Source organism: Streptomyces cinereoruber (genome assembly GCF_009299385.1).
Classification (GTDB): Bacteria; Actinomycetota; Actinomycetes; order Streptomycetales; family Streptomycetaceae; genus Streptomyces; species Streptomyces bikiniensis.
The window spans coordinates 2,192,048-2,214,619 of record NZ_CP023693.1; the positions used below are offsets into that span (position 1 = coordinate 2,192,048).

A 22,572-nucleotide genomic window follows, 5' to 3' on the forward strand; every position below is an offset into this window, starting at 1 on the left:
CCGCATGCTGGACCGGGGTCGTACGGCGAAAGGCCGGAAGGCTACGCGTTGCTGACGGAGATCCAGCGCTCCAGGGCCCGGCGGGCGGCGCCGGAGTCGATCGCCTCGGCGGCCTTCTCGATGCCGGCGCGGATCCGCTCCACCAGGGTGCCGTCGCCCGGTTCGAGGGCCGTGAGCGCCGCCGCCGAGTTGAGCAGCACCGCGTCCCGCACCGGGCCGGTCTCCCCCGCGAGCAGCCGGCGGGCCACGTCGGCGTTGTACGAGGCGTCCGCGCCGCGCAGCGCCTCCACGGGCACCAGGTCGATGCCGACGTCCCGGGGGTCGAAGGCCTCCTCCCGCACCGAGCCGTCCCGGACCACCCAGACCCGCGAGGTGGCCGTGGTGGTCAGCTCGTCGAGCCCGTCGTCGCCGCGGAAGACCAGGGCGGAGGAGCCGCGCTCGGCGAGCACCCCGGCCATGATCGGGGCCATCCGGGCGTCGGCGACCCCGGTCGCCTGGGCCCGGACGCGGGCCGGGTTGGTGAGCGGGCCGAGGAAGTTGAAGGTGGTCCGGATGCCCAGCTCCTTGCGGGCCGCGGCGACGTGCCGCAGCGCCGGGTGGAACTTCACCGCGAAGCAGAAGGTGATGCCCGCCTCCTCGGCGACCTCGGCGACCCGGCGCGGGGTCAGCTCCAGGTTGACGCCGAGCTTCTCCAGGACGTCGGAGGCGCCGGAGGCGGAGGAGGCCGCCCGGTTGCCGTGCTTGACGACCTTGGCGCCGGTGCCGGCGACCACGATCGCGGACATGGTGGAGATGTTGACGGTCTTGGCACCGTCGCCGCCGGTGCCGACGATGTCGACGGAGGGGCCGGGGACCTCGATCGTGTTGGCGTGCTCGTACATCGTCCGGACGAGTCCGGAGATCTCCTCGACGGTCTCGCCCTTGGCGCGCAGGGCGACCGCGAAGCCGGCGATCTGCGCGTCGGTGGCCTCGCCGCGCAGGATGCGGTCCATGGCCCAGGCGGTGTCCTCGGCGCTCTGGTCGCGGCCGGTCAGCAGGCCGTCCAGGACGACGGGCCAGGAGCGGCCCGCCGTGGTAGGTCCTCCAGCGGGGGTCGCAGCGCTCATGGCAGCTCCTGGTCATCGAGACGTGACGGACACGGCCCCACCCTATCGATCCCCGGGGACGGCGAAGAGCCCCGTCCATCGGATGGACGGGGCTCTCACCGTGGCGAACTTCAGGTGTTCAGGCGATCAGTGGTGGCCGTGGCCGCTCTGGATCTCCTTGTACTCCTCGACGGTGGGCTTGGCGACCTGGCTGTCCTCGCCGTAGTAGCCCTTGTTGAGCTTGACCCGCAGCTTCTCCATGCGGCCGATCTTCCGCTCGACGCCGTTCTCGTCGACGGCCGGCGGCAGCTCGGCGGGCGCGTACTGCTCGTGCGCCGTGAGGCGGTGCAGCTCGCCCTGGCTGAGCGGCTCGTGGACCTCGACGAACTCACCGTGCGGCAGGCGCTTGATGATGCCCGACTCGCGGCCGTGCAGCACCTTGTCCTTGTCCCGGCGCTGGAGGCCGAGGCAGATCCGCTTGGTGACGACGAACGCGATGACCGGACCGGCGAAGAAGAAGATCCGCACGAACCAGGTGATCGAGTTGATCGACAGGTGGAAGTGGGTCGCCCAGAGGTCGTTTCCACCACCCACGAGCATGATCATGTACGCGGTGATCCAGGCGACGCCGAACGCGGTGCGCGTCGGGGCGTTGCGCGGACGCTGCGCGATGTGGTGCTCGCGCTTGTCGCCGGTGATCCAGGACTCGATGAACGGGTAGACCGCGATCGCGCCGAGCACCGCCGGGAAGATCACCAGCGGGATGAACACGCCCAGGACCAGCGTGTGGCCCCAGAGGTTGATCTCCCAGCCGGGCATGACACGGATCAGACCCTCGGCGAAGCCCATGTACCAGTCGGGCTGGGCGCCGGTGGACACCTGGTCCGGGCGGTACGGGCCGATCGCCCAGATCGGGTTGATCGAGGCGATCGCCGCGACGATCGCGATGACGCCGAAGACCAGGAAGAAGAAGCCTCCGGCCTTCGCCATGTACACCGGGAGCAGCGGCATGCCGACGACGTTCTTGTTCGTGCGGCCGGGGCCCTCGAAGTGCGTGTGCTTGTGGACGAACACCAGGATGAGGTGGGCGACCATCAGGCCCAGCATGATGCCGGGCAGCAGCAGCACGTGCGCCGAGTAGAACCGGGCGACGAAGTCGCCGCCGGGGAACTCCCCGCCGAACAGGAACATCGAGAGGTACGTGCCGATGACCGGCACGGACAGGATCGCGCCCTGCATGAAGCGGACACCGGTGCCGGAGAGCAGGTCGTCCGGGAGCGAGTAACCGGTGAAGCCGGTGAACATGCCCAGGAAGAACAGCAGGAAGCCGAACAGCCAGTTGATCTCACGCGGCTTGCGGAACGCGCCGGTGAAGAACACGCGCATCATGTGCACGAACATGCCGGCGAGGAAGATCAGCGCCGCCCAGTGGTGGATCTGCCGGATGAGCAGACCACCGCGCACCTCGAACGAGATGTGCATGGTCGAGTTGAACGCCTCGGACATCAGCTGTCCCTGGAGCGGGACGTACGAGCCGGCGTACTCCACCTCGTTCATCGACGGGTGGAAGAACATCGTCAGGTAGACGCCCGTCAGGATGATGATGATGAAGCTGTAGAGGCAGATCTCGCCCAGCATGAAGGACCAGTGGTCCGGGAAGATCTTCCGCATGTTGGCCTTGGCCAGCGAGTAGATCCCCAGGCGACCGTCGGCCCAGTCGGCGACCCGCTCACCGGCGGGTGCCTTCTTCTTAGAATCCGTCACGGTGCTCATCCGCGCTCCCAGAAGGCAGGACCGACGGGCTCGTCGAAGTCGCCGAGCGCCTCCAGGAAGCCCTTCTCGTTCACGCCGATCCGCAGCTGCGGAAGGGCGTGACCGGCCGGGCCGAAGATGACGCGGGCGCCGTCGGAGAGGTCGAAGGTGGACTGGTGGCACGGGCAGAGGACGTGGTGCGTCTGCTGCTCGTACAGGGAGATCGGGCAGCCCACGTGGGTGCAGATCTTCGAGAAGGCGACGATGCCCTCGTGCGACCACTCGAGCTCGCGCTTGTCCTTGATGTCCTCCGGCTGGATCCGGACGATCATCAGGGCGGCCTTGGCGATCTCGGTCTGGAAGCCGTGGTCGTGCTCGGAGAGGCCCTCGGGCATCGCGAAGGTCAGCGAACCGACCGCGACGTCCTCGGGGCGCAGCGGCTCGTGCGTGTTCATGTTGATGAGCTGCTTGCCCTTGGCCCACAGGGTGGTCCGGAGCTTCTTCTCGGGCAGCGGGCCCATGTCGCGCAGCAGGACGATGCCGGAGAGCGGCACCAGCGACAGCGCGCCGAACATCGTGTTGCGGATGAGCTTGCGGCGGCCCATGCCGGACTCGGCGGCACCGGCCGCGAAGTCCGCCATGACCTGCGCCTTGACCTCGGGCGACGCCGCGATCGGGTGACGCTCGTCGGCGACCTCGACGTCGGACATCAGGGTGCGGGCCCAGTGGACCGCTCCCGCGCCGATGAAGAAGAGGGCCGCGCCGAGGGTCATGCCCAGGGCGAAGTTGAGCGCGGACACCCGGCCGAAGGGCCAGATGTACACGATCTTGTCGACCGGGAAGATCACGTACGAGGCGATGAAGCCGACGGTGGCCAGCATCGACAGCGTGAACATGAAGGCGACCGCGCGCTCGGACCGACGGGCGGCCCGCTCGTCGATGTCCTGGATGCGGGGCTTGTGGGGCGGGAGGCCCGGGTCGGCGAACGGGTCGTCGGCGACCTTCACCGCGCCGTGCGCGGTGTCCTGCCCTGCCGGCAGGTTCTCTTCTGAAATCTCTTGGCTACTCATGACTTCTTGGCCTTAGCGGTGTGGGCCGCGACCCAGACGGCGACTGCGATCAGCGCACCCAGGCCGAAGACCCAGGCGAACAGGCCCTCGCTGACGGGGCCGAGGCCACCGAGCGAGAGACCGCCCGGGCTGTCGGTCTTGTCGCTGTTGACGGCCTGGACGTACGCGATGATGTCCTTCTTCTGCTGCTCCGGCATGGTCGTGTCCGGGAAGGAGGGCATGTTCTGCGGGCCGGTCTGCATGGCCTCGTAGAGGTGCTTCGGGCTGACGCCCGCGAGGTCGGGGGCGTACTTGCCGTGGGTCAGCGCGCCGCCCTTGCCGGTGAAGTTGTGGCACTGGGCGCAGTTGTTGCGGAACAGCTCGCCACCCTTGGCGGCGTTGGCGCCCGCGGGGTCGTACTGCTTCTCGGTGGGCGTGATCGGACCGGCGCCCAGGGAGGCGATGTACGCCGCGAGCTGGTCGATCTCGGCCTGCGAGTAGATGTTCTTCTTCTTCGGGACCTGCGCGCCCGGCTGCTGGGCCGGCATGCGGCCCGTGCCGACCTGGAAGTCCACGGAGGCCGAACCGACGCCGACGAGGGACGGGCCGTCAGAGGTGCCCTGACCGCCGGTTCCGTGGCAGCTGGCGCAGCCGACGGAGTAGAGCTTCTTCCCCTCCTCGATGGCGAGGGACTGGGCGGTCTCGTCGGCCTTCGCCGTGCCCGCGGGCGCGAACGCGGCGTACAGACCCCCCGTGGCCGCCAGCGCGAGAAGTAGGACGACGACCGCCGCCAGCGGATGGCGTCGTCGTGCGGAGAGCTTTTTCACGGATTACCCCGGTGTCAGGATCTTCTGCGTCGATGCTTGCTGGATGTCTCGGTCCGCCGCGTGGGCGGGTCCGATCACTTGATCATGTAGATCGTGGCGAAGAGGCCGATCCAGACGACATCGACGAAGTGCCAGTAGTAGGACACGACGATGGCGGCGGTTGCCTGCTCGTGAGTGAACCTCTTGGCGGCGTACGTCCGGCCGAGGACCAGCAGGAAGGCGATGAGACCGCCCGTCACGTGCAGGCCGTGGAAGCCGGTGGTCAGGTAGAACACGGAGCCGTACGGGTCCGACGAGAGGGAGAGCCCCTCGTGCTTGACCAGCTCGGTGTACTCGAAGACCTGGCCGCCGATGAAGATCGCACCCATCACGAACGTGATGATGAACCACGTCCGGAGCTTCTTCACGTCGCCCCGCTCCGCGGCGAACACGCCGAGCTGGCAGGTGAGGGAGGAGAGCACCAGGATCGTGGTGTTGGTCGCCGAGAACGGGAAGTTCAAGGCGTCTGCCTTTTCCGCCCAGAAGTCGGCACCCGTCACCGATCGCAGGGTGAAGTACATCGCGAAGAGGGCCGCGAAGAACATCAGCTCGGAGCTCAACCAGATGATGGTTCCGACGCTGGTGAGGTTCGGTCGATTGACCGACGGGTGTGCGTGCCCTGTTTCTACTGTCGTTACTGTCGCCACGACCGACATTATGTCGGTCGCTTATCCCGCCCTCACTCCGGGGGGTGCCGTTCGGAGTGTCAGGGGGGTGTGTCCAGCCCGAACGGCCCAGCGCGGAGCCTCCGGGACACCCTTCGAACAGGTGTTGAACGGCTGTTGACGGGCTGTGGACCGGAGTAGCATCCGCCGCATCGATCGACGACCTTCCCACGGACTTCTCCACGGAGGAACGATGCAGTCGAGTGCCACGGTCCTGGTCTACAGCGACGACGCGAACACCCGCGCGCAGGTGCGCCTGGCGGCCGGACGCAGGCCCGCGGCCGACGTCCCCCCGGTCGAGTTCGTGGAGTGCGCCACACTCCCCGCGGTCCTGAAGCGCCTGGACGAGGGCGGGATCGACGTCTGCGTCCTGGACGGCGAGGCCGTGCCGGCGGGCGGCATGGGGGTCTGCCGGCAGATCAAGGACGAGGTCTTCCGCTGCCCGCCGGTGCTGCTGCTCATCGGGCGCCCGCAGGACGCCTGGCTGGCCACCTGGAGCCGGGCGGACGCCGCGGTCACCCTTCCGGTGGAACCGGTCGAGTTCGCGGCGTCCCTGGCGTCCCTGCTGCGCTCCCGCCTCCCGATCGACGCGTGAGCTGACCGGGCCCGTCAGAGGGAGGGCCGCAGTCGGGCCTGCTCGGTGGAGACCACCGGTTCTCCGGCGGCCTCCACCAGGGCGCTGCCCTCGCGCCACTTCTCCCAGGACAGGTTCCAGTCGCCGAAGCCGTTGCCGAAGGCGTCCATGGCGTCGCCGGAGCTGTTGACGGTCTTCACGATGTCGCCGGGGCGCACGGTCTCGAAGAACCAGGCCGCGTTCCCGGTCGACATGCCCACGCAGCCGTGGCTGACGTTCGCCACGCCCTGCGAGCCGACCGACCAGGGCGCGGCGTGCACGTACTCGCCGCTCCAGGTCACCCGGGTGGCGTAGTACACGGGCAGGTCGTACGACTCGGAGCTGCCCTCCGCGATGCCGACGGTGGTGCTCCGCATCCGGACGTAGTACTCCTTGCCGAGCACCACCTTGACGCCGTTGCGGGTGTCGAAGCCGGGCTTGCCGGTGGTCACCGGAATGGTGTTGATCACTTCTCCGTTGCGCTTCACCGTCATGTGGTGGGTCCCGGCGTCCGCGATGGCCTCGATCCGGTCGCCGATGGTGAGCTTCAGCGGCTTGGACTCGCCGCCGTAGAGCTTGTCGCCGACCTTGAGGCCGTCCAGGTTGCCGCTGACCGTGACGGTCGCGCCGGCGGGCCAGTACTCCTTCGGGCGGAAGTGCAGCTTCTTGTCGTCCACCCAGTACCAGGAGCCCTCGACGGAGGGGGTGGAGCGGACCTTGAGGGCGCGCTCGACGATCGCGCGGGAGGCCCGGTCCCCGACGGGGAGGCTGAGCTCGGCGGTGATCGGCTGTCCGACCCCGTACGTGCCCGCCTCCGGTCCGAAGACCGCGGTCAGGGCCCGCTTCGCCGGGGCCGTCTCGAACGTGAACGTACGGGCTCCGGGGGCGCCGTCCTCGTCCTCCGTGGCCACCCGGACCGTGTAGCGGGCGCCGGCCGCCAGGGTGGCCGTGGAGCGCCAGCGGCGTCCGTCCGCGGTGAGTTCGCCCGCGAGGTGGCGTCCGGAGGCGTCGACGGCGGTGACGTCGGTGATCCGGCCCTCGTCGCCCTTGGCGGTGATCTCCAGGGGCTTCTCGGGGTCCGCCTTGGCCCCGTCGGCGGGGGCGCTGACGGCGAGCTGGTCCGCCGCGTCGTACGCCTTCACCGTCAGCGGGTGGTCGTCCGATCCGGAACACGAGGCGGTGCCCGCGGTGACGGTCACGGCCAGCAGGGTGCAGCCCAGAACAGTCCGAATGCGCGGCGTGTCGTTCATGACTTCACCGTAAGAACAACACTCGGAGGGGGCGCGCCGAGTGCGGCAAACGAGGGGCCCGGACACTTCGGTGACGAAGTGTCCGGGCCCCTCGGTGTGCTCCGGTGCGGAGCGGGGTACGGCTACTGGTTCTGGTTCTCGCCGCGGTAGAACTCGAAGACCCAGCCGAACAGGCCGACGAGGATCAGCGGGGCGGAGAAGTACAGGATCCACCAGCCCATCGCGACGGCGAGGAAGGCGAGCGCGCCGCCGACCGCGAGCGAGAGCGGCTGCCAGCTGTGCGGGGCGAAGAAGCCCAGCTCACCGGCCTCGTCCGCGACGTCGGCCTCCTTGTCGTCCTGCGCCATCGCGTCGACCCGCTTGGCCGTGAAGGCCAGGTAGTAGCCGATCATGATGGCCAGGCCGAAGGCCAGGAAGAGCGCCGTCGTGCCGACCGGCTCCTTGGACCAGACGCCGTACAGGATCGCCATGGCAAGGATGAAGACGCTCAGCCAGATGAACATCTTGCCCTGGATCTTCACTTGCCGGCCTCCTTGCTGCCCGTGAGGGCCTCGGCCTCGTGCGGCTTGTTCTCGAGCTGGTCGAGAGCGGCGATCTCAGGGTGGTGCAGGTCGAACGCCGGGGATTCCGAGCGGATCCGCGGCAGGGTGAGGAAGTTGTGCCGCGGCGGCGGGCAGGACGTCGCCCATTCGAGCGAACGGCCGTAGCCCCACGGGTCGTCGACCTCGATCTTCTTGCCGTACTTGGCGGTCTTCCAGACGTTGTAGAAGAACGGCAGGATCGACAGGCCCAGCAGGAAGGAGGAGATCGTCGAGATCGTGTTCAGGGCGGTGAAGCCGTCGGCGTCCAGGTAGTCCGCGTAACGGCGCGGCATGCCCTCGGCACCGAGCCAGTGCTGCACCAGGAAGGTGCCGTGGAAGCCGATGAACAGCGTCCAGAACGTCATCTTGCCGAGGCGCTCGTCCAGCATCTTGCCGGTGAACTTCGGCCACCAGAAGTGGAAGCCGGCGAACATCGCGAAGACGACGGTGCCGAAGACGACGTAGTGGAAGTGCGCCACGACGAAGTACGAGTCGGAGACGTGGAAGTCCATCGGGGGCGAGGCCAGGATGACACCGGTCAGACCACCGAAGGTGAAGGTGATCAGGAAGCCGATCGTCCAGAGCATCGGTGTCTCGAAGGACAACGAGCCCTTCCACATCGTTCCGATCCAGTTGAAGAACTTCACGCCGGTCGGTACGGCGATGAGGAACGTCATGAAGGAGAAGAACGGCAGGAGCACGCCGCCTGTGACGTACATGTGGTGGGCCCACACGGTCACGGACAGACCGGCGATCGCGATCGTCGCGGCCACCAGGCCGATGTAGCCGAACATCGGCTTGCGGCTGAAGACCGGGATGATCTCGGAGACGATGCCGAAGAACGGCAGGGCGATGATGTACACCTCTGGGTGTCCGAAGAACCAGAAGAGGTGCTGCCAGAGCAGGGCGCCGCCGTTGGCCGCGTCGAAGATGTGGGCACCGAACTTCCGGTCCGCCTCCAGGGCGAACAGCGCGGCCGCCAGGACCGGGAAGGCGAGCAGGACCAGGACACCGGTCAGCAGCACGTTCCAGGTGAAGATCGGCATGCGGAACATCGTCATGCCCGGAGCGCGCATGCAGATGATCGTGGTGATGAAGTTGACCGAGCCGAGGATCGTGCCGAAGCCGGAGAAGGCCAGACCCATGATCCACATGTCGGCGCCGACGCCCGGCGAGCGGACGGCGTCCGACAGCGGGGAGTAGGCGAACCAGCCGAAGTCGGCCGCACCCTGCGGGGTGAGGAAGCCGGCCACCGCGATGATCGAGCCGAAGAGGTAGAGCCAGTACGCGAACATGTTCAGCCGCGGGAACGCCACGTCGGGCGCGCCGATCTGCAGCGGCATGATCCAGTTCGCGAATCCGGCGAACAGCGGCGTCGCGAACATCAGCAGCATGATCGTGCCGTGCATCGTGAACGCCTGGTTGAACTGCTCGTTCGACATGATCTGCGTACCCGGACGGGCCAGCTCGGCGCGCATGAAGAGCGCCATGAGTCCGCCGATGCAGAAGAAGACGAACGACGTGACCAGGTAGAGCGTGCCGATCGTCTTGTGGTCGGTGGTGGTCAGCCACTTCACCACGACATTGCCGGGCTGCTTGCGCCGTACGGGCAGCTCGTTCTCGTACGAGCCCTCAGCTGCGGCGGCACCCTGGGTTTCGTTGTGGATGCTCACAGTTGGTTCTTCTCCGCATTCCTGGCCGGGTCCGTCTGCTCGATGCCAGACGGGATGTAGCCGGTCTGCCCCTTCTCGGCCAGCTCCTTCAGGTGCTGCTGGTAGCGCTCCGGGGAGACCACCTTGACGTTGAAGAGCATCCGGGAGTGGTCGACACCGCACAGCTCGGCGCACTTGCCGAGGAAGGTGCCCTCACGCGTCGGAGTGACTTCGAAGGAGTTGGTGTGACCCGGGATGACGTCCTGCTTCATGAGGAAGGGGACCACCCAGAAGGAGTGGATGACGTCGCGCGAGGTCAGGACGAACCGGACCTTCTCGCCCTTGGGCAGCCACAGGGTCGGACCCGGGTTGCCGGTCTGCGGGTTCCGGTCGCCGGGGATGCCGGCGTCGTAGACGCCACCGGCGTTCGCCGGGAAGTCGTCGATGAACTTGTCCGGAATCGAGGCGAGGTTCTTGTCCGTCTTGGCGTCGCCCTGAACACCGGGCACGTCCTCGATGTAGTTGAAGCCCCAGCTCCACTGGTAGCCGACCACGTTGACGGTGTGGGCCGGCTTGTCGGAGAGCTCCAGGAGCTTCGACTCGTCGCGCGCGGTGAAGTAGAAGAGCACCGAGACGATGATGAGGGGGGTGACCGTGTACAGCGCCTCGATGGGCATGTTGTACCGGGTCTGCGGAGGTACCTCGACCTTGGTGCGGGTGCGCCGGTGGAAGATGACGGACCACAGGATCAGGCCCCACACCAGTACACCGGTGACGAGGGCGGCCGCCCAGGAGCCCTGCCACAGGGAGAGGATCCGAGGAGCCTCCTCCGTGACGGGGGTGGGCATACCGAGGCGGGGGAAGTCTTCCCAGTTGTACGAGCAGCCGGTGGCTGTCGCCAGGATCAGGCCCGCAGTCAGCACCTGCGGCAGCTTCCGCCGCATCGGGCGCCGAGACGCGGGGGTACCACCCGCGCCTTGGCTGCGGGGGAGGTCGGAGCCGTTGGGACTCACGTAGCGCCTTCCCGAGAGTCTCGGCCCGCGTTGGTCGGCCACGGCCGTCCGTCTCGCTGGTCGGTCGCCGCCCCGGCCGCGGGCAGGGGTTTGGATGTTTATGCGGACCAAACCCTACTGGACGCTATTTGGGGTCGCGCGGGGAGGGTGCCCAACGCGCCGTCCGACTCCCCGAAGGGGTGGAGCCGGGGGTTCCGGAGGGGGGTCCGACGGGCCCGCCCGAGGGCCTGGCGACGGGCCGGACGGGTGTTCTGACGAGGGCTCACCGGGGGACGGGCGACACGCCGGGGTGGTGGGGAGTGCGGGGCGGCGGGGCGGAGAGGGGTGGGGGCGGGCGAGGGTGCGCCACCCGGCCGGCGTCCAGCGCCACGCCTCCCGCGGGCGGGCCCGGGCAGGCGGGCGAGGGTGCGCACGGGGCCGGACGGGACCGAGGGTGTGCCCGGGGCCGGACGAGGGCGGGGGTGCCCGGGGCCGGACGAGGGCGGGGTGCCCGGGGCCGGATGGGGCAGGGGGAGCCCGGGGGCGAAGTCGCGCACGTTCTACCGTGGGCGGATGCCGTACTTCGACGCCGCGTCCGCCGCCCCCCTGCACCCCGTCGCCCGTCAGGCGCTGCTCGCCTCCCTCGACGAGGGCTGGGCCGACCCCGCCCGGCTGTACCGGGAGGGGCGGCGGGCCCGGCTGCTGCTCGACGCCGCGCGGGAGGCCGCGGCGGAGGCGGTGGGCTGCCGCGCCGACGAGCTCGTGTTCACTCCTTCGGGTACGCGCGCGGTTCACGCGGGGGTCTCCGGCGCGCTCGCGGGCCGCCGGCGCGCCGGGAACCGGCTCGTGGTGTCGGCGGTCGAGCACTCCTCCGTCCTGCACGCGGCCGAGGTCCACGCGGCGGCGGGCGGGACGGTGGCCGAGGTGCCGGTGGACCGGTCGGGCGCGGTGGACGCGGGGGCCTTCGCGGCGGCGCTCGGGGAGGGGACGGCCCTGGCGTGTCTCCAGTCGGCCAACCACGAGGTGGGGACCGAGCAGCCGGTGGCCGAGGTGGCCGAGGCCTGCCGGGGGGTGGGCGTGCCGCTGCTGGTGGACGCGGCCCAGTCGCTCGGCTGGGGCCCGGTGGAGGGCGGCTGGTCGCTGCTCGCGGCGAGCGCGCACAAGTGGGGCGGTCCGGCGGGGGTGGGTCTGCTCGCCGTGCGGAAGGGGGTGCGGTTCGCCCCGCAAGGGCCGTCGGACGAGCGGGAGTCGGGCCGGGCGCCGGGCTTCGAGAACCTGCCGGCGATCGTGGCGGCGGCGGCCTCGCTGCGGGCGGTCCGGGCGGAGGCGGCGGCCGAGGGGGCGCGGCTGCGGGGCCTGGTGGACCGGATCCGGGCGCGGGTGCCGGAGCTGGTGCCGGACGTGGAGGTGGTGGGCGACCCGGTGCGCCGGCTCCCCCACCTCGTCACCTTCTCCTGTCTCTATGTCGACGGAGAGACGTTGCTGCACGAGCTGGACCGGGAGGGTTTCTCCGTTTCGTCCGGTTCGTCGTGTACGAGTTCGACGCTGACGCCCAGCCACGTGCTGCGCGCGATGGGTGTGCTGAGCGAGGGGAACGTCCGGGTGTCCCTGCCGGCCGGCACGGCGGCGGAGGACGTGGACCGTTTCCTCGACGTGCTGCCGGGGGTGGTGGCGGGGGTGCGGGGACGGCTCGGCGTCCCGGCCGGATCGGCCGCCCCGGCCGCGGCCCCGGCGGACGCCCCCGGCTCCCTGGTCGTGGACGCGCTGGGGCGGCGCTGTCCGATCCCGGTGATCGAGCTGGCGAAGGTGATCGGCGACGTGCCGGTGGGCGGCACGGTGACGGTCCTCGCGGACGACGAGGCCGCCCGCCTGGACATCCCGGCGTGGTGCGCGATGCGGGGCCAGGAGTACGTGGGCGAGGAGGACGCGCCGGAGGGCGGCCGGGCGTACGTGGTGCGGCGGACGTCCTGACCGCGCGGGCCGGGTGCGTACCCGGTCCGGCCTCCGGGCCCGGGAGGTCCCGGGCCCGGCGGGGGCGGACGTCAGGCCAGGTGGGCGTGGACCTCGGCGGCGGCCTCGTCGCCGTACGCCTTGGTGAAGCGCTCCATGAAGTTGACCCGGCCCAGGGTGTACTCCTGGGTGCCCAGGGTCTCGATGACGAGCGTGGCCAGCATGCAGCCGACCTGGGCGGCGCGCTCGTGGCCGACGCCCCAGGCCAGGCCGGTGAGGAAGCCGGCCCGGAAGGCGTCGCCGACGCCGGTCGGGTCGACCTTGGCCGTCTCCTCGGGGCAGCCGACCTCGATCGGGTCCTCGCCGACCCGCTCGATGCGCACGCCGCGCGAGCCGAGGGTGGTGACGCGGTGGCCGACGCGGGAGAGGATCTCCGCCTCGGTCCAGCCGGTCTTGGACTCGATGAGGCCCTTCTCGTACTCGTTGGAGAAGAGGTAGGTGGCGCCGTCGAGGAGGGTGCGGATCTCCTCGCCGTCCATGCGCGCGATCTGCTGCGAGAAGTCCGCGGCGAAGGGGATGGACCGGGTGCGGCACTCCTCGGTGTGGCGGAGCATCGCCTCGGGGTCGTCGGCGCCGATCAGGACCAGGTCGAGGCCGCCCACGCGGTCGGCGACGGCCTTGAGCTCGATCAGCCGGGCCTCGCTCATCGCGCCCGTGTAGAAGGAGCCGATCTGGTTGTGGTCCTTGTCCGTGGTGCAGACGAAGCGGGCGGTGTGCAGGACCTCGGAGATGCGGACCGAGCCGGTGTCGACGCCGTGCCGGTCGAGCCAGGCCCGGTACTCGTCGAAGTCGAAGCCGGCGGCGCCCACCAGGACCGGGCGGCTGCCGAGCTGTCCCATGCCGAAGCAGATGTTGGCCGCGACGCCTCCCCGGCGCACGTCCAGGTTGTCCACGAGGAAGGAGAGGGACACCGTGTGGAGCTGGTCGGCCACGAGCTGGTCGGCGAACCGGCCGGGGAAGGTCATGAGGTGGTCGGTGGCGATGGAGCCGGTGACTGCGATGCGCACGGCGGGTGCTCCTGCGGGAAGGCGGTAATGACAGTTCACGCTACCCGCTGGGAGGGGCCCTGCCGAACAGTGGAAACTACCCCAGAGTAGGCCTTTTCTCCGCGGGCTCGTGGTGCGTACGGTGCGCCCATGAGTCTCTACCCCGCTCCTCGCGAGCGACACGAGTCCGAGTTGAGCCTCGCCGAGCTGCGCGGCGACGGCGCCCGGATGGCCCCGCACTGGGTGGTCCCCCTGGCTCCGGAGCCCGCTCCGGTCTCCCCCGCCCTGATCAACGGGGTCGTCGTGCCCGCCGCCTCGGCCCGGCTGATCGACGCCACCGCCGAGTACGGCGGCTGACGGAACCGTCCGGGCTCCCGCTCCGTCCCACCGGTGTCTTCCACGGGGACGACCAAGGGCCGAAGGAGCTGAGCCGTGAGCGGTACGGAGAACGGTCGGAGGCGGCGGACGCTGCTCGCCGCCTCGGTGGCGGCGGGCGTGCTGCTCGCCGGGGGCGGCGGGGTGTACCTCGCCACCGCGGCGTCCGGCGACGGCGGCGCGGACGGCGCGAGCCGGGCCGCCGACGCGGACGGGTCCCCGCCGCCGCTGCGCCTGGGAGCCGGTGACGGCGGTACGGGCGGGGGTCCCGGGATCGCGCCCGGCGAGCCCGACCCGGGCGGCGGTCCGCGCGGGACCGTCTACAAAGCCAAGGGCCCGCTCCCCCAAGGGCCCTCCTCGGCCGCGGTCCACCGGCCCGAGGGCCTGGTCACCTCGGCGGAGGTGACCAGGCTGGCCGATGCGCTCGGCCTCTCCGGGCGCCCCGTCCTGACCGGCGACGTCTGGTCGATCGCGCCCGAGAAGGACGGCTCCGGGCCGCGCCTCGACGTGGCGCGGAAGGCGCCGGGGAACTGGACGTACTCCTGGTACGAGGGCGGTCCGATCGGCGACACCTGTCTCAAGGGCAAGGCGTGTCCGCCGCCCGGCGAGACGAAGCCCTCGCGCGGCGGTTCGCCGGTGAGCGAGGCGGCGGCGCGGGCGGCGGTCGCCCCCGTCCTGAAGGCGCTCGGCCAGGACGACGCGAAGGTGGCCGCCGGTCAGGTGATGAACGGGTCCGTACGGGTGGTCAACGCCGAGCCGGTGGTGGGCGGCCTGCCGACCTACGGCTGGTCGACGGGGCTGCACGTCGAACCGGACGGCCGGATCTCCGGCGGGAGCGGGATGCTGAAGGAGCCGGCCGGGGGTGCCTCGTACCCCGTGGTGGGGGCGGCGAAGGCCCTCGCCGAACTGAACGAGGACTCCGAGGGCACGGGCCCGATCGGCATCGGCGGCTGCGCCACGCCCGTCCCGAACGGGGAGCGGCCGGGGGCCGGGACGGCGGAGGTACCGGGTGCCGAGGTGCCGGGCTCCGGGAAGCCGGGGACGGCGGACGTGCCGAGCGCCGGGAAGCCCGAGGTCCCGAGCGCCGGGAAGCCCACGGGTGAGCCCGTTCCGCCCTGTCAGTCGCCCGCCGATCAGGGCCCGCCGGCCGAGGTGCCGGTGACGGGCGCGGTCTTCGGGCTGGCCGCGCAGGACGTGGACGGCGAGCGGCTGCTCGTACCGGCGTGGCTGTTCACCGCGGACCCGGCGGACACGGCGCCGTACACGGTGGTGCGCACGGCGGTCGAGGAGCGGTACCTGGCTCCGCCGGTGACGACCCCGCCGCCGTCGTCCGAGGACGGCACGGCGCCGGCCCGGCAGGTCCAGTCGTACAAGGCCGGGGACGACGGCCGGACGCTGACGGTCGCCTTCTGGGGCGGGGTGTGCAGCACGTACGCGGTGACGGCGGAGCAGACCCCGGAGCGGGTCGCCCTCCGGATCGAGGAGTCCCCGGCCGACCCGGACCGGATGTGCGTCGCCGTGGCCGTGGAGATCGTGAAGACGGTGACCCTGGACGCCCCGCTCGGCTCGCGGCCGGTGGTGGACGCGGCGAGCGGCGAGACGGTGCCGCGCCGCTGACCTCCCCGTACGGGCGTGGGCCCGGACACGCGTGAGGGCGGGCCCCGGAATCTCTTCCGGGGCCCGCCCTCACGCGTACGACTCAGCTGAACGAGTCGCCGCAGGCGCAGGAGCCCGTGGCGTTCGGGTTGTCGATGGTGAAGCCCTGCTTCTCGATGGTGTCGACGAAGTCGATCGAGGCACCGCCGAGGTACGGGGCGCTCATGCGGTCGGTGACGACCTTGACGCCGTCGAAGTCCTTCACGACGTCGCCGTCGAGCGAGCGCTCGTCGAAGAAGAGCTGGTAACGCAGGCCGGAGCAGCCGCCGGGCTGAACGGCGACGCGCAAGGCCAGGTCATCGCGGCCTTCCTGGTCGAGGAGGGCCTTGACCTTGGCCGCGGCGGCGTCGGACAGGAGGATGCCGTCGCTGACAGTGGTCTTCTCGTCCGATACGGACATCTGCTTCTCTCCCGGTGTGTACGGAGACTGCTTACCGACGGTGGAAACCGACGGTGCCCCGGATTCATTCCGGGCCCGCGTGGGGTTTTTCCTCCTTTCATGCTCGCACACCCTGTCCAGACGTGTGGAAGGCGAATTCGTCACATCGACACTATGGACATCGTCAACGTGACGTGAAGGGGTTATGATAGATAGCGTCATTTAGACGAAAAGGTTCCCCGAAGAAAGGGTGCGTGACGTGACCACGGCCCATCCCCGTCATGAGCTCGACGTCCAGCCGTCGCCGCTCGCCCTCCTCCTGCTCGGCCGCGAGGCCGACCCGAAGAGCGAGCGCGGCGTGGAGTGTCCCGGCGATCTGCCGTCGCCCTCCGACCCCGACCTCGTGGAACGCGCCCGCGCGGCCAAGGAGAAGCTCGGGGACAAGGTCTTCGTCCTCGGCCACCACTACCAGCGCGACGAGGTCATCCAGTTCGCCGACGTCACCGGCGACTCCTTCAAGCTCGCGCGCGACGCGGCCGCCAAGCCGGAGGCGGAGTACATCGTCTTCTGCGGCGTGCACTTCATGGCGGAGTCGGCCGACATCCTCACCGGCGACGACCAGAAGGTCGTCCTGCCCGACCTGGCGGCCGGCTGCTCGATGGCCGACATGGCCACCGCCGAGCAGGTCGCCGAGTGCTGGGACGTGCTGACCGAGGCCGGGATCGCCGAGCAGGTCGTGCCCGTCTCGTACATGAACTCCTCGGCCGACATCAAGGCCTTCACCGGCAAGCACGGGGGCACCATCTGCACCTCGTCCAACGCCGAGCGGGCCTTGAACTGGGCCTTCGAGCAGGGGGAGAAGGTGTTGTTCCTGCCGGACCAGCACCTGGGCCGCAACACCGCCGTCCGCGACATGGGCATGTCCCTGGACGACTGCGTCCTGTACAACCCGCACAAGCCGAACGGCGGACTCACCGTCGAGCAGCTGCGCGCCGCCAAGATGATCCTGTGGCGGGGGCACTGCTCGGTGCACGGCCGGTTCTCGCTGGAGTCGGTCGAGGACGTGCGGGCCCGCATCCCCGGGGTGAACGTGCTGGTCCACCCCGAGTGCCGGCACGAGGTCGTCGCCGCCGCGGACTACGTGGGCTCGACCGAGTACATCATCAACACCCTGGAGGCGGCCCCGGCCGGTTCCAAGTGGGCGATCGGCACGGAGCTGAACCTCGTCCGGCGCCTGGCGAACCGGTACGCCGACCAGGGCAAGGAGATCGTCTTCCTCGACAAGACGGTCTGCTTCTGCTCGACCATGAACCGCATCGACCTGCCGCACCTGGTGTGGGCCCTGGAGTCCCTGGCCGAGGGCAACCTGATCAACCGGATCGAGGTCGACAAGGAGACGGAGAGCTTCGCGAAGCTGGCCCTGGAGCGGATGCTGGCGCTGCCGTAACGATTCCTCGCCGTACTCCGGTACGTACGCCGAAGGGCGCCCCGCGCGTGTCGCGGGGCGCCCTTCGGCGTGGGCGTCCTTCGGCGTGGACGCGCTCCGGCCTGGGTGTGCTCCGGGTCACTCGCCCCTCGGGCGCACCAGTCCCGACTCGTAGGCCGTGACCACCAGCTGGGCCCGGTCGCGGGCGCCGAGCTTGGCCATGGTCCGGTTGACGTGGGTCTTCACGGTGAGGGGGCTGACGTCGAGCCGGTGGGCGATCTCGTCGTTGGACAGGCCGCCCGCGACGAGGACGAGGACCTCGCGCTCGCGTGCGGTGAGCGCGGCGAGGCGTTCGGAGCGGGCCCCGGCGCCCCCGTCGGCGGCGCCCGTTCCGTCGTCGTGGGGGCCCTGCGCGAGGAAGGTGGCGATCAGGCCCTTGGTGGCGGCCGGGGAGAGCAGCGCCTCGCCGGCGTGGGCGATCCGGATCGCGCCGAGCAGCTCCTCCGGTTCGGCGCCCTTGCCGAGGAAGCCGGAGGCGCCGGCGCGCAGCGACTGCACGACGTACTCGTCGACCTCGAAGGTGGTCAGCATCACGATCCGCACACCGGAGAGGTCGGGGTCGGCGGTGATCGCGCAGGTGGCGGCGAGGCCGTCGGTGCCCGGCATGCGGATGTCCATCAGGACGACGTCGGGCCGCTCGGCGCGGGCCAGCTCGACGGCCCGGGCGCCGTCGGGCGCCTCGCCGACGACCCGCATGTCGGGCTCGGAGTCGACCAGGACCCTGAAGGCGCTGCGCAGCAGGGCCTGGTCGTCGGCGAGCAGCACCCGGATCGTCATGTGTCCTCCCCCTCCCCCGTGCGGGGGGCCGCGGGCAGTATCGCCTGTACGCGGAATCCGCCGCCGTAGCGGGGTGCGGCGGTCAGGGTGCCGCCGAGCGCGCCGACCCGCTCGCGCATGCCGAGCAGCCCGTGGCCGCCGGTGGGGGCCGGGGCGGGTGCGGTGGCGGGCGGCCCGTTGTCGAGGACGGTGATCTCGACCGTACGGCCCACCCGCACGACGCTGACCTCGGCCTCGGCGTCCGGTCCCGCGTGCTTGCGCACGTTGGTCAGGGCCTCCTGCACGATCCGGTACGCGGCCAGGTCGACGGCGGCGGGCAGCGGCTTGTCGCCGTCGGCGCGGGCCAGGGCGACCGGGAGGCCGGCCTTGCGGAAGCTGTCGAGCAGCCCGTCGAGGACGGCGAGGCCGGGGGCGGGCTCGGTGGGGGCCTCCGGGTCGTCGGACTGGCGCAGCAGGCCGACGGTGGCGCGCAGCTCGTCCAGGGCGGAGCGGCCGGCCTCGCGGACGTGCGCGAGGGCCTCCTTGGCCTGGTCGGGGCGCTTCTCCATGAGGTGGGCGGCGACGCCGGCCTGGACGTTCACCAGGGCGATGTGGTGGGCGACGACGTCGTGGAGGTCGCGGGCGATCCGCAGCCGCTCCTCCGCGACCCGGCGCCGGGCCTCCTCCTCGCGGGTGCGTTCGGCGCGTTCGGCGCGCTCCCGGATGGCGTCGACGAAGGCCCGCCTGCTGCGGACGGCGTCCCCGGCGGCGGCCGCCATGCCGGTCCAGGCGAAGATGCCGAGGTTCTCCTGCGCGTACCAGGGGGTCGGGCCGAAGACCATGGCGGTGGCGGTGAGCACCGTCATGGTGGCGAGGCCGACCCGCCAGGTGGTGGGCCGGTCGGTGCGGGCGGCGACCGTGCAGAGCGCGACGACGACGCTCATGGTGAGGGGCGCGGGCCTGCTGTCGTCGACCAGCTCGACGAGGGTGAGCGCCACGGTGAGGGCGAGCACGACGAAGGGGTTGCGGCGGCGCCGCACCAGGGCGGCGGCCCCGGCGCCCATGAGCAGCACGCTGTACGCGTCGGGCGCGCGGTCGCCGAAGGTGGGCCCGTTCGGGCTGCCGTGCGGGTCGGTGAACGACCCGGCGACCATGCAGACGAACACGCCGGCCGCGAGGACCGCGTCGAAGGCGAGCGGACGCGCCCGGAACCAGCCGACGATCCGCCGGAGGGAGAGCGCGCCGACGGCGGATCCGGTGGGAGTCACGGGAGGCAACGGTACGGGGCGGGGCGGGGGACCCGGGACGGGGGCGGGCTGGTGGTCCGGGGACGGGTGGGGGTGGTGCGGCCCGGGCGGAAGGCGGCCGGGGGTGATGTGGCCCGGGGGCGGGACGGTCTGGGGCCGGGGTCGGGCACGGTGTGGCCCGGGGCAGGGGCCGTCGAGCGTGAGGGGGCTCGGGGGGGCAGCGCGAAGGTCCCGGCCCCCGGAGGGGTCGGGACCTTCGGTGTCGTGGGGTCAGCCGGGGATGAGGCCGTCGTCGGTGAGCATCTTCCTGACCTCTTCGAGGCTCGCGTCCGGAGCCGGGAGGATCAGTTCCGACGGCTCCAGGACGTCGTCCGGGAGCGGCTCGCCGAGGCGGCGGACGGCGTCGAGGAGGGCGCCGAGCGTCCGCCGGAAGCCGTCCGTGTCGCCGTTCTCCATCTCCGCGAGCAGTTCGTCGTCGAGCCCGTTCAGCTCGCCGAAGTGGCTGTCGGCCAGCTTCCACTGGCCCTCCCCCATGATCCGTACGATCATGACGCGTCCTGTTCTTCCGGTCCTCCGGAGAGCCGGGGGCTACTTCTCGAAGCGCGGGTGGGACTGCTGCTGGTTCTGGTGCTGCGGCGCCGCCGTGCCGTTGCCGCCCTCGATCGCCTGCTGCTGCGCCGACGGGCCGCCGGCCAGCTCGGCCTTCATCCGCTGGAGCTCCAGCTCGACGTCCGTACCGCCGGAGAGCCGGTCCAGCTCCGCCTGGATGTCGTCCTTCGCGAGCCCGGACTGGTCGTCCAGGGCGCCCGAGGCGAGCAGCTCGTCGATCGCGCCGGCCCGCGCCTGGAGCTGGGCGGTCTTGTCCTCGGCCCGCTGGATCGCCAGGCCGACGTCGCTCATCTCCTCCGAGATGCCGGAGAAGGACTCCGCGATCCGGGTCTGGGCCTGGGCCGCCGTGTAGGTCGCCTTGATCGTCTCCTTCTTGGTGCGGAAGGCGTCGACCTTGGCCTGGAGGCGCTGGGCGGCGAGGGTGAGCTTCTCCTCCTCGCCCTGGAGGGTCTGGTGCTGCACTTCGAGGTCGCTGACCTGCTGCTGGAGCGCGGCCCGCCGGGACAGCGCCTCGCGGGCCAGGTCCTCGCGGCCGAGCGCCAGCGCCTTGCGGCCCTGGTCCTCCAGCTTGGCGGACTGGCCCTGCAGCTGGTTCAGCTGGAGTTCGAGCCGCTTGCGGGAGGTGGCGACGTCGGCGACGCCCCGGCGCACCTTCTGCAGCAGCTCCAGCTGCTTCTGGTAGGAGTAGTCGAGCGTCTCGCGCGGATCCTCGGCCCGGTCAAGGGCCTTGTTCGCCTTCGCGCGGAAGATCATCCCCATACGCTTCATGACACCGCTCATGGGCTTCGCGCGCCCCCTTCTGACGGACTCGGCTCCAGCTCTCCAACAAGGTCCACAGTACGGGCCCCGACTCCATTACCGCACTGTTCGGAGCGGGATGCGCTCCTCCCCAAGGACGACTGCGTGCGGCGTCCCCTCCCGCGCAGGGAGTAGACGGAGTCCGGGGAAACCCGTGGCCTTCCCCCGTACGTACCGCCCAAGACGCAGTCCGTTAGCGGATCGTTCCCGCCCGGCATGGGGTTCATGCCTGCCACCCCGTACCCTTGGGTTTTGTGTTCCGTAGCCGTTCGAAGGAAGAGAAGGCCCCCACCGACAAGGTGACGGCGGACCTCTCCACCCAGCAGCCCCGCGACCCCGAGGCCCCCAAGGGCCGCCCGACGCCGAAGCGGAGCGAGGCGCAGTCCCAGCGCCGTCGCGCCTCGACGGTGCCGCTCGACCGCAAGGAGGCCGCCAAGCGCCAGCGCGAGGCACGCCGCTCGGACCTGGCCCGTCAGCGCGAGGCGCTGGCCAGCGGCGACGAGCGCTATCTGCCGGCCCGCGACAAGGGTCCGGTGCGCCGCTTCGTGCGCGACTTCGTGGACTCGCGGTTCGCGATCGCCGAGTTCTTCCTGCCGATGGCCGTGGTGATCCTCGTCCTGTCGCTGTTCGGCAACGCCAACCGGGCGCTGCAGAACATCTCGCTGCTGCTCTGGCTCGGTGTGATCATCATGATCGTCATCGACTCGATCGGCATCTGGATCCGGCTCCGGAAGCAGCTCAACGCCCGCTTCCCGAACGAGCCGAAGCGCGGAGCCGTGGCCTACGGTCTGATGCGTACGCTCCAGATGCGCCGACTGCGGCTGCCGAAGCCGCAGGTCAAGCGCGGAGAGCGGCCCTGAGCGCCGACCGCTCGGAGTTGGGCGGGCCCGCTTTCGAGGGGTCCGCGACGGAGGCGGCCGGTCCCGTACTGCCCGTCGTCACGCACTGGCCCGCCGGGACCGGCGGGCTGCGCGACACCATCCGCCACGAGATCGTCGCCCGTCAGCTCGACGAGCAGATAACCGGCCGGTACCCGGTGGGGCAGCGGCTGCGGATCCTCGACGCGGGCATGGGGCAGGGCGCGCAGGCCCTGCGCCTGGCCAGGGCCGGTCACACCGTGACCGGCCTCGAAGCCGATCCCGACCTCCTGAAGGCGGCCCGCGACTCGCTGGCGACGGAGCCCGCCGGGATCCGCGAGCGGGTCCGGATGATCGAGGGCGACGGGCGCGAGACCGGGGTGCACTTCCTGCCCGGCAGCTTCGACGTCGTCCTCTGCCACGGCGTGCTCATGTACGCGGACGAGCCGGACGCGCTGCTCGCGGGCCTGGCCCGGATGCTGGCCCCCGGGGGCCTGCTGTCACTGGTGGTGCGGAACGCCGACGCCCTGGCCATGCGGCCGGGGCTCGCCGGGGACTGGGCGGGGGCGCTCGCGGGCTTCGACTCGGACGTCTACGCCGACGACGGCGGGGTGAAGGTGCGGGCCGACCGGCTCGACGCGCTCACGGCGACGCTGGCGGGGATCGCGGCGCCGCTGCACGCCTGGTACGGGGTGCGGGTCTTCACGGACGGCGTCCCGGCCGAGGTGGGCCTGCCGGCCGCCGACGAGCTGGACCGGCTGTTCGCCGCCGAGGAGCGGGCCGGGCGCACGGATCCGTACCGGCGGATAGCGGCGCTGCTGCACCTGTGCGGGGTGCGGGGGTAGCGGGACCGACGGGGCCGGGGCGGGCCCCCTGATCGGGTGCGCTCGCCGGGCTCCGGGCGGGGA

Annotated in this window: 22 protein-coding genes; 7 read left to right on the forward strand and 15 right to left on the reverse strand. The window is 71.0% G+C overall.

Translation table 11 applies throughout. The features are described from left to right. Positions 1-41 precede the first annotated feature (41 nt). The 5 genes from trpD to ctaE form a co-directional block, all read right to left on the reverse strand. Entirely contained in the window at positions 42-1,106 is a 1,065-nt protein-coding gene (trpD, locus tag CP977_RS09665) for an anthranilate phosphoribosyltransferase (RefSeq protein WP_062756403.1), read from the reverse strand. 126 nt (positions 1,107-1,232) lie between these two features. Beyond that, entirely contained in the window at positions 1,233-2,858 is a 1,626-nt protein-coding gene (qcrB, locus tag CP977_RS09670) for a cytochrome bc1 complex cytochrome b subunit (RefSeq protein ID WP_109185771.1), read from the reverse strand. Continuing rightward, positions 2,855-3,907 (reverse strand): cytochrome bc1 complex Rieske iron-sulfur subunit, encoded by a 1,053-nt coding sequence (qcrA, locus tag CP977_RS09675; protein WP_062756399.1) that lies wholly within the window; start codon positions 3,905-3,907, stop codon positions 2,855-2,857. Before qcrA ends, qcrB begins: the two co-directional genes overlap by 4 nt. Then, positions 3,904-4,713, reverse strand: coding sequence for a cytochrome bc1 complex diheme cytochrome c subunit (qcrC, locus tag CP977_RS09680; RefSeq protein WP_062756397.1), 810 nt, complete (start codon positions 4,711-4,713; stop codon positions 3,904-3,906). The genes qcrA and qcrC overlap by 4 nt, the downstream gene beginning before the upstream one ends. 74 nt (positions 4,714-4,787) lie before the next feature. Further along, positions 4,788-5,408, reverse strand: a complete 621-nt coding sequence (gene ctaE, locus CP977_RS09685; RefSeq protein ID WP_030205686.1) for an aa3-type cytochrome oxidase subunit III — start codon at positions 5,406-5,408, stop codon at positions 4,788-4,790. 202 nt (positions 5,409-5,610) lie between these two features. Between ctaE and CP977_RS09690 the strand changes: the two genes are divergently transcribed. Continuing rightward, positions 5,611-6,012 carry a DNA-binding transcriptional response regulator gene (locus CP977_RS09690; protein ID WP_062756395.1) on the forward strand — a complete coding sequence of 134 codons (402 nt, stop codon included), beginning with the start codon at positions 5,611-5,613 and terminating at the stop codon, positions 6,010-6,012. A 14-nt stretch (positions 6,013-6,026) separates the two neighbouring features. Here CP977_RS09690 and CP977_RS09695 read toward each other — a convergent pair whose 3' ends face one another. The 4 genes from CP977_RS09695 to ctaC form a co-directional block, all read right to left on the reverse strand. Beyond that, positions 6,027-7,280, reverse strand: coding sequence for a L,D-transpeptidase (locus CP977_RS09695; RefSeq protein ID WP_062756393.1), 1,254 nt, complete (start codon positions 7,278-7,280; stop codon positions 6,027-6,029). A 122-nt stretch (positions 7,281-7,402) separates the two neighbouring features. After that, the gene (locus tag CP977_RS09700; RefSeq protein ID WP_030205698.1) at positions 7,403-7,801 is read right to left on the reverse strand and encodes a cytochrome c oxidase subunit 4; all 399 of its coding nucleotides are present in this window, start codon (positions 7,799-7,801) and stop codon (positions 7,403-7,405) included. Then, positions 7,798-9,534, reverse strand: coding sequence for an aa3-type cytochrome oxidase subunit I (gene ctaD, locus CP977_RS09705; protein ID WP_062756389.1), 1,737 nt, complete (start codon positions 9,532-9,534; stop codon positions 7,798-7,800). The genes CP977_RS09700 and ctaD overlap by 4 nt, the downstream gene beginning before the upstream one ends. Then, positions 9,531-10,526 (reverse strand): aa3-type cytochrome oxidase subunit II, encoded by a 996-nt coding sequence (ctaC, locus tag CP977_RS09710; RefSeq protein WP_372460677.1) that lies wholly within the window; start codon positions 10,524-10,526, stop codon positions 9,531-9,533. The genes ctaD and ctaC overlap by 4 nt, the downstream gene beginning before the upstream one ends. A 552-nt stretch (positions 10,527-11,078) precedes the next feature. On the opposite strand from ctaC, the gene CP977_RS09715 reads away from it, so the two are divergent. Further along, a complete protein-coding gene (locus CP977_RS09715; RefSeq protein ID WP_109185772.1) occupies positions 11,079-12,476 on the forward strand; it encodes a cysteine desulfurase/sulfurtransferase TusA family protein in 1,398 nt (465 codons plus the stop codon). A 71-nt stretch (positions 12,477-12,547) separates the two neighbouring features. Here the strand turns inward: CP977_RS09715 and CP977_RS09720 are convergent, their stop codons facing one another. After that, positions 12,548-13,522, reverse strand: a complete 975-nt coding sequence (locus tag CP977_RS09720) for a carbohydrate kinase family protein (RefSeq protein WP_062756382.1) — start codon at positions 13,520-13,522, stop codon at positions 12,548-12,550. A gap of 129 nt (positions 13,523-13,651) precedes the next feature. Between CP977_RS09720 and CP977_RS09725 the strand changes: the two genes are divergently transcribed. Both CP977_RS09725 and CP977_RS09730 read left to right on the forward strand, forming a co-directional pair. Then, positions 13,652-13,858, forward strand: a complete 207-nt coding sequence (locus tag CP977_RS09725; RefSeq protein WP_152369915.1) for a hypothetical protein — start codon at positions 13,652-13,654, stop codon at positions 13,856-13,858. Between the two features lie 75 nt (positions 13,859-13,933). Then, positions 13,934-15,493 (forward strand): hypothetical protein, encoded by a 1,560-nt coding sequence (locus tag CP977_RS09730; protein ID WP_152369916.1) that lies wholly within the window; start codon positions 13,934-13,936, stop codon positions 15,491-15,493. Between the two features lie 82 nt (positions 15,494-15,575). Here CP977_RS09730 and CP977_RS09735 read toward each other — a convergent pair whose 3' ends face one another. After that, positions 15,576-15,932 (reverse strand): HesB/IscA family protein, encoded by a 357-nt coding sequence (locus CP977_RS09735; RefSeq protein WP_018848827.1) that lies wholly within the window; start codon positions 15,930-15,932, stop codon positions 15,576-15,578. A 238-nt stretch (positions 15,933-16,170) separates the two neighbouring features. Here CP977_RS09735 and nadA point away from each other — a divergent pair, with 238 nt between their 5' ends. Continuing rightward, the gene (gene nadA / locus CP977_RS09745; RefSeq protein WP_062756376.1) at positions 16,171-17,358 is read left to right on the forward strand and encodes a quinolinate synthase NadA; all 1,188 of its coding nucleotides are present in this window, start codon (positions 16,171-16,173) and stop codon (positions 17,356-17,358) included. Positions 17,359-17,475: 117 nt separating this feature from the next. On the opposite strand, the gene CP977_RS09750 is transcribed toward nadA, so the two are convergent. The 4 genes from CP977_RS09750 to CP977_RS09765 form a co-directional block, all read right to left on the reverse strand. Then, positions 17,476-18,174 (reverse strand): response regulator, encoded by a 699-nt coding sequence (locus CP977_RS09750; protein ID WP_152369917.1) that lies wholly within the window; start codon positions 18,172-18,174, stop codon positions 17,476-17,478. Further along, entirely contained in the window at positions 18,171-19,421 is a 1,251-nt protein-coding gene (locus tag CP977_RS09755; protein ID WP_372460674.1) for a sensor histidine kinase, read from the reverse strand. The genes CP977_RS09750 and CP977_RS09755 overlap by 4 nt, the downstream gene beginning before the upstream one ends. A gap of 249 nt (positions 19,422-19,670) precedes the next feature. After that, entirely contained in the window at positions 19,671-19,949 is a 279-nt protein-coding gene (gene pspAA, locus CP977_RS09760) for a PspA-associated protein PspAA (RefSeq protein WP_062756369.1), read from the reverse strand. A 39-nt stretch (positions 19,950-19,988) separates the two neighbouring features. Continuing rightward, complete coding sequence (locus tag CP977_RS09765; RefSeq protein WP_079131236.1) at positions 19,989-20,789, reverse strand: PspA/IM30 family protein; 801 nt, start codon at positions 20,787-20,789, stop codon at positions 19,989-19,991. A 272-nt stretch (positions 20,790-21,061) separates the two neighbouring features. On the opposite strand from CP977_RS09765, the gene CP977_RS09770 reads away from it, so the two are divergent. Together CP977_RS09770 and CP977_RS09775 are read left to right on the forward strand one after the other, a co-directional pair. Then, complete coding sequence (locus CP977_RS09770; RefSeq protein ID WP_062756364.1) at positions 21,062-21,667, forward strand: DUF3043 domain-containing protein; 606 nt, start codon at positions 21,062-21,064, stop codon at positions 21,665-21,667. Between the two features lie 107 nt (positions 21,668-21,774). After that, positions 21,775-22,509: a class I SAM-dependent methyltransferase gene (locus tag CP977_RS09775; RefSeq protein ID WP_183953201.1), complete on the forward strand. Its 735-nt coding sequence runs from the start codon at positions 21,775-21,777 to the stop codon at positions 22,507-22,509. Positions 22,510-22,572 lie beyond the last annotated feature (63 nt).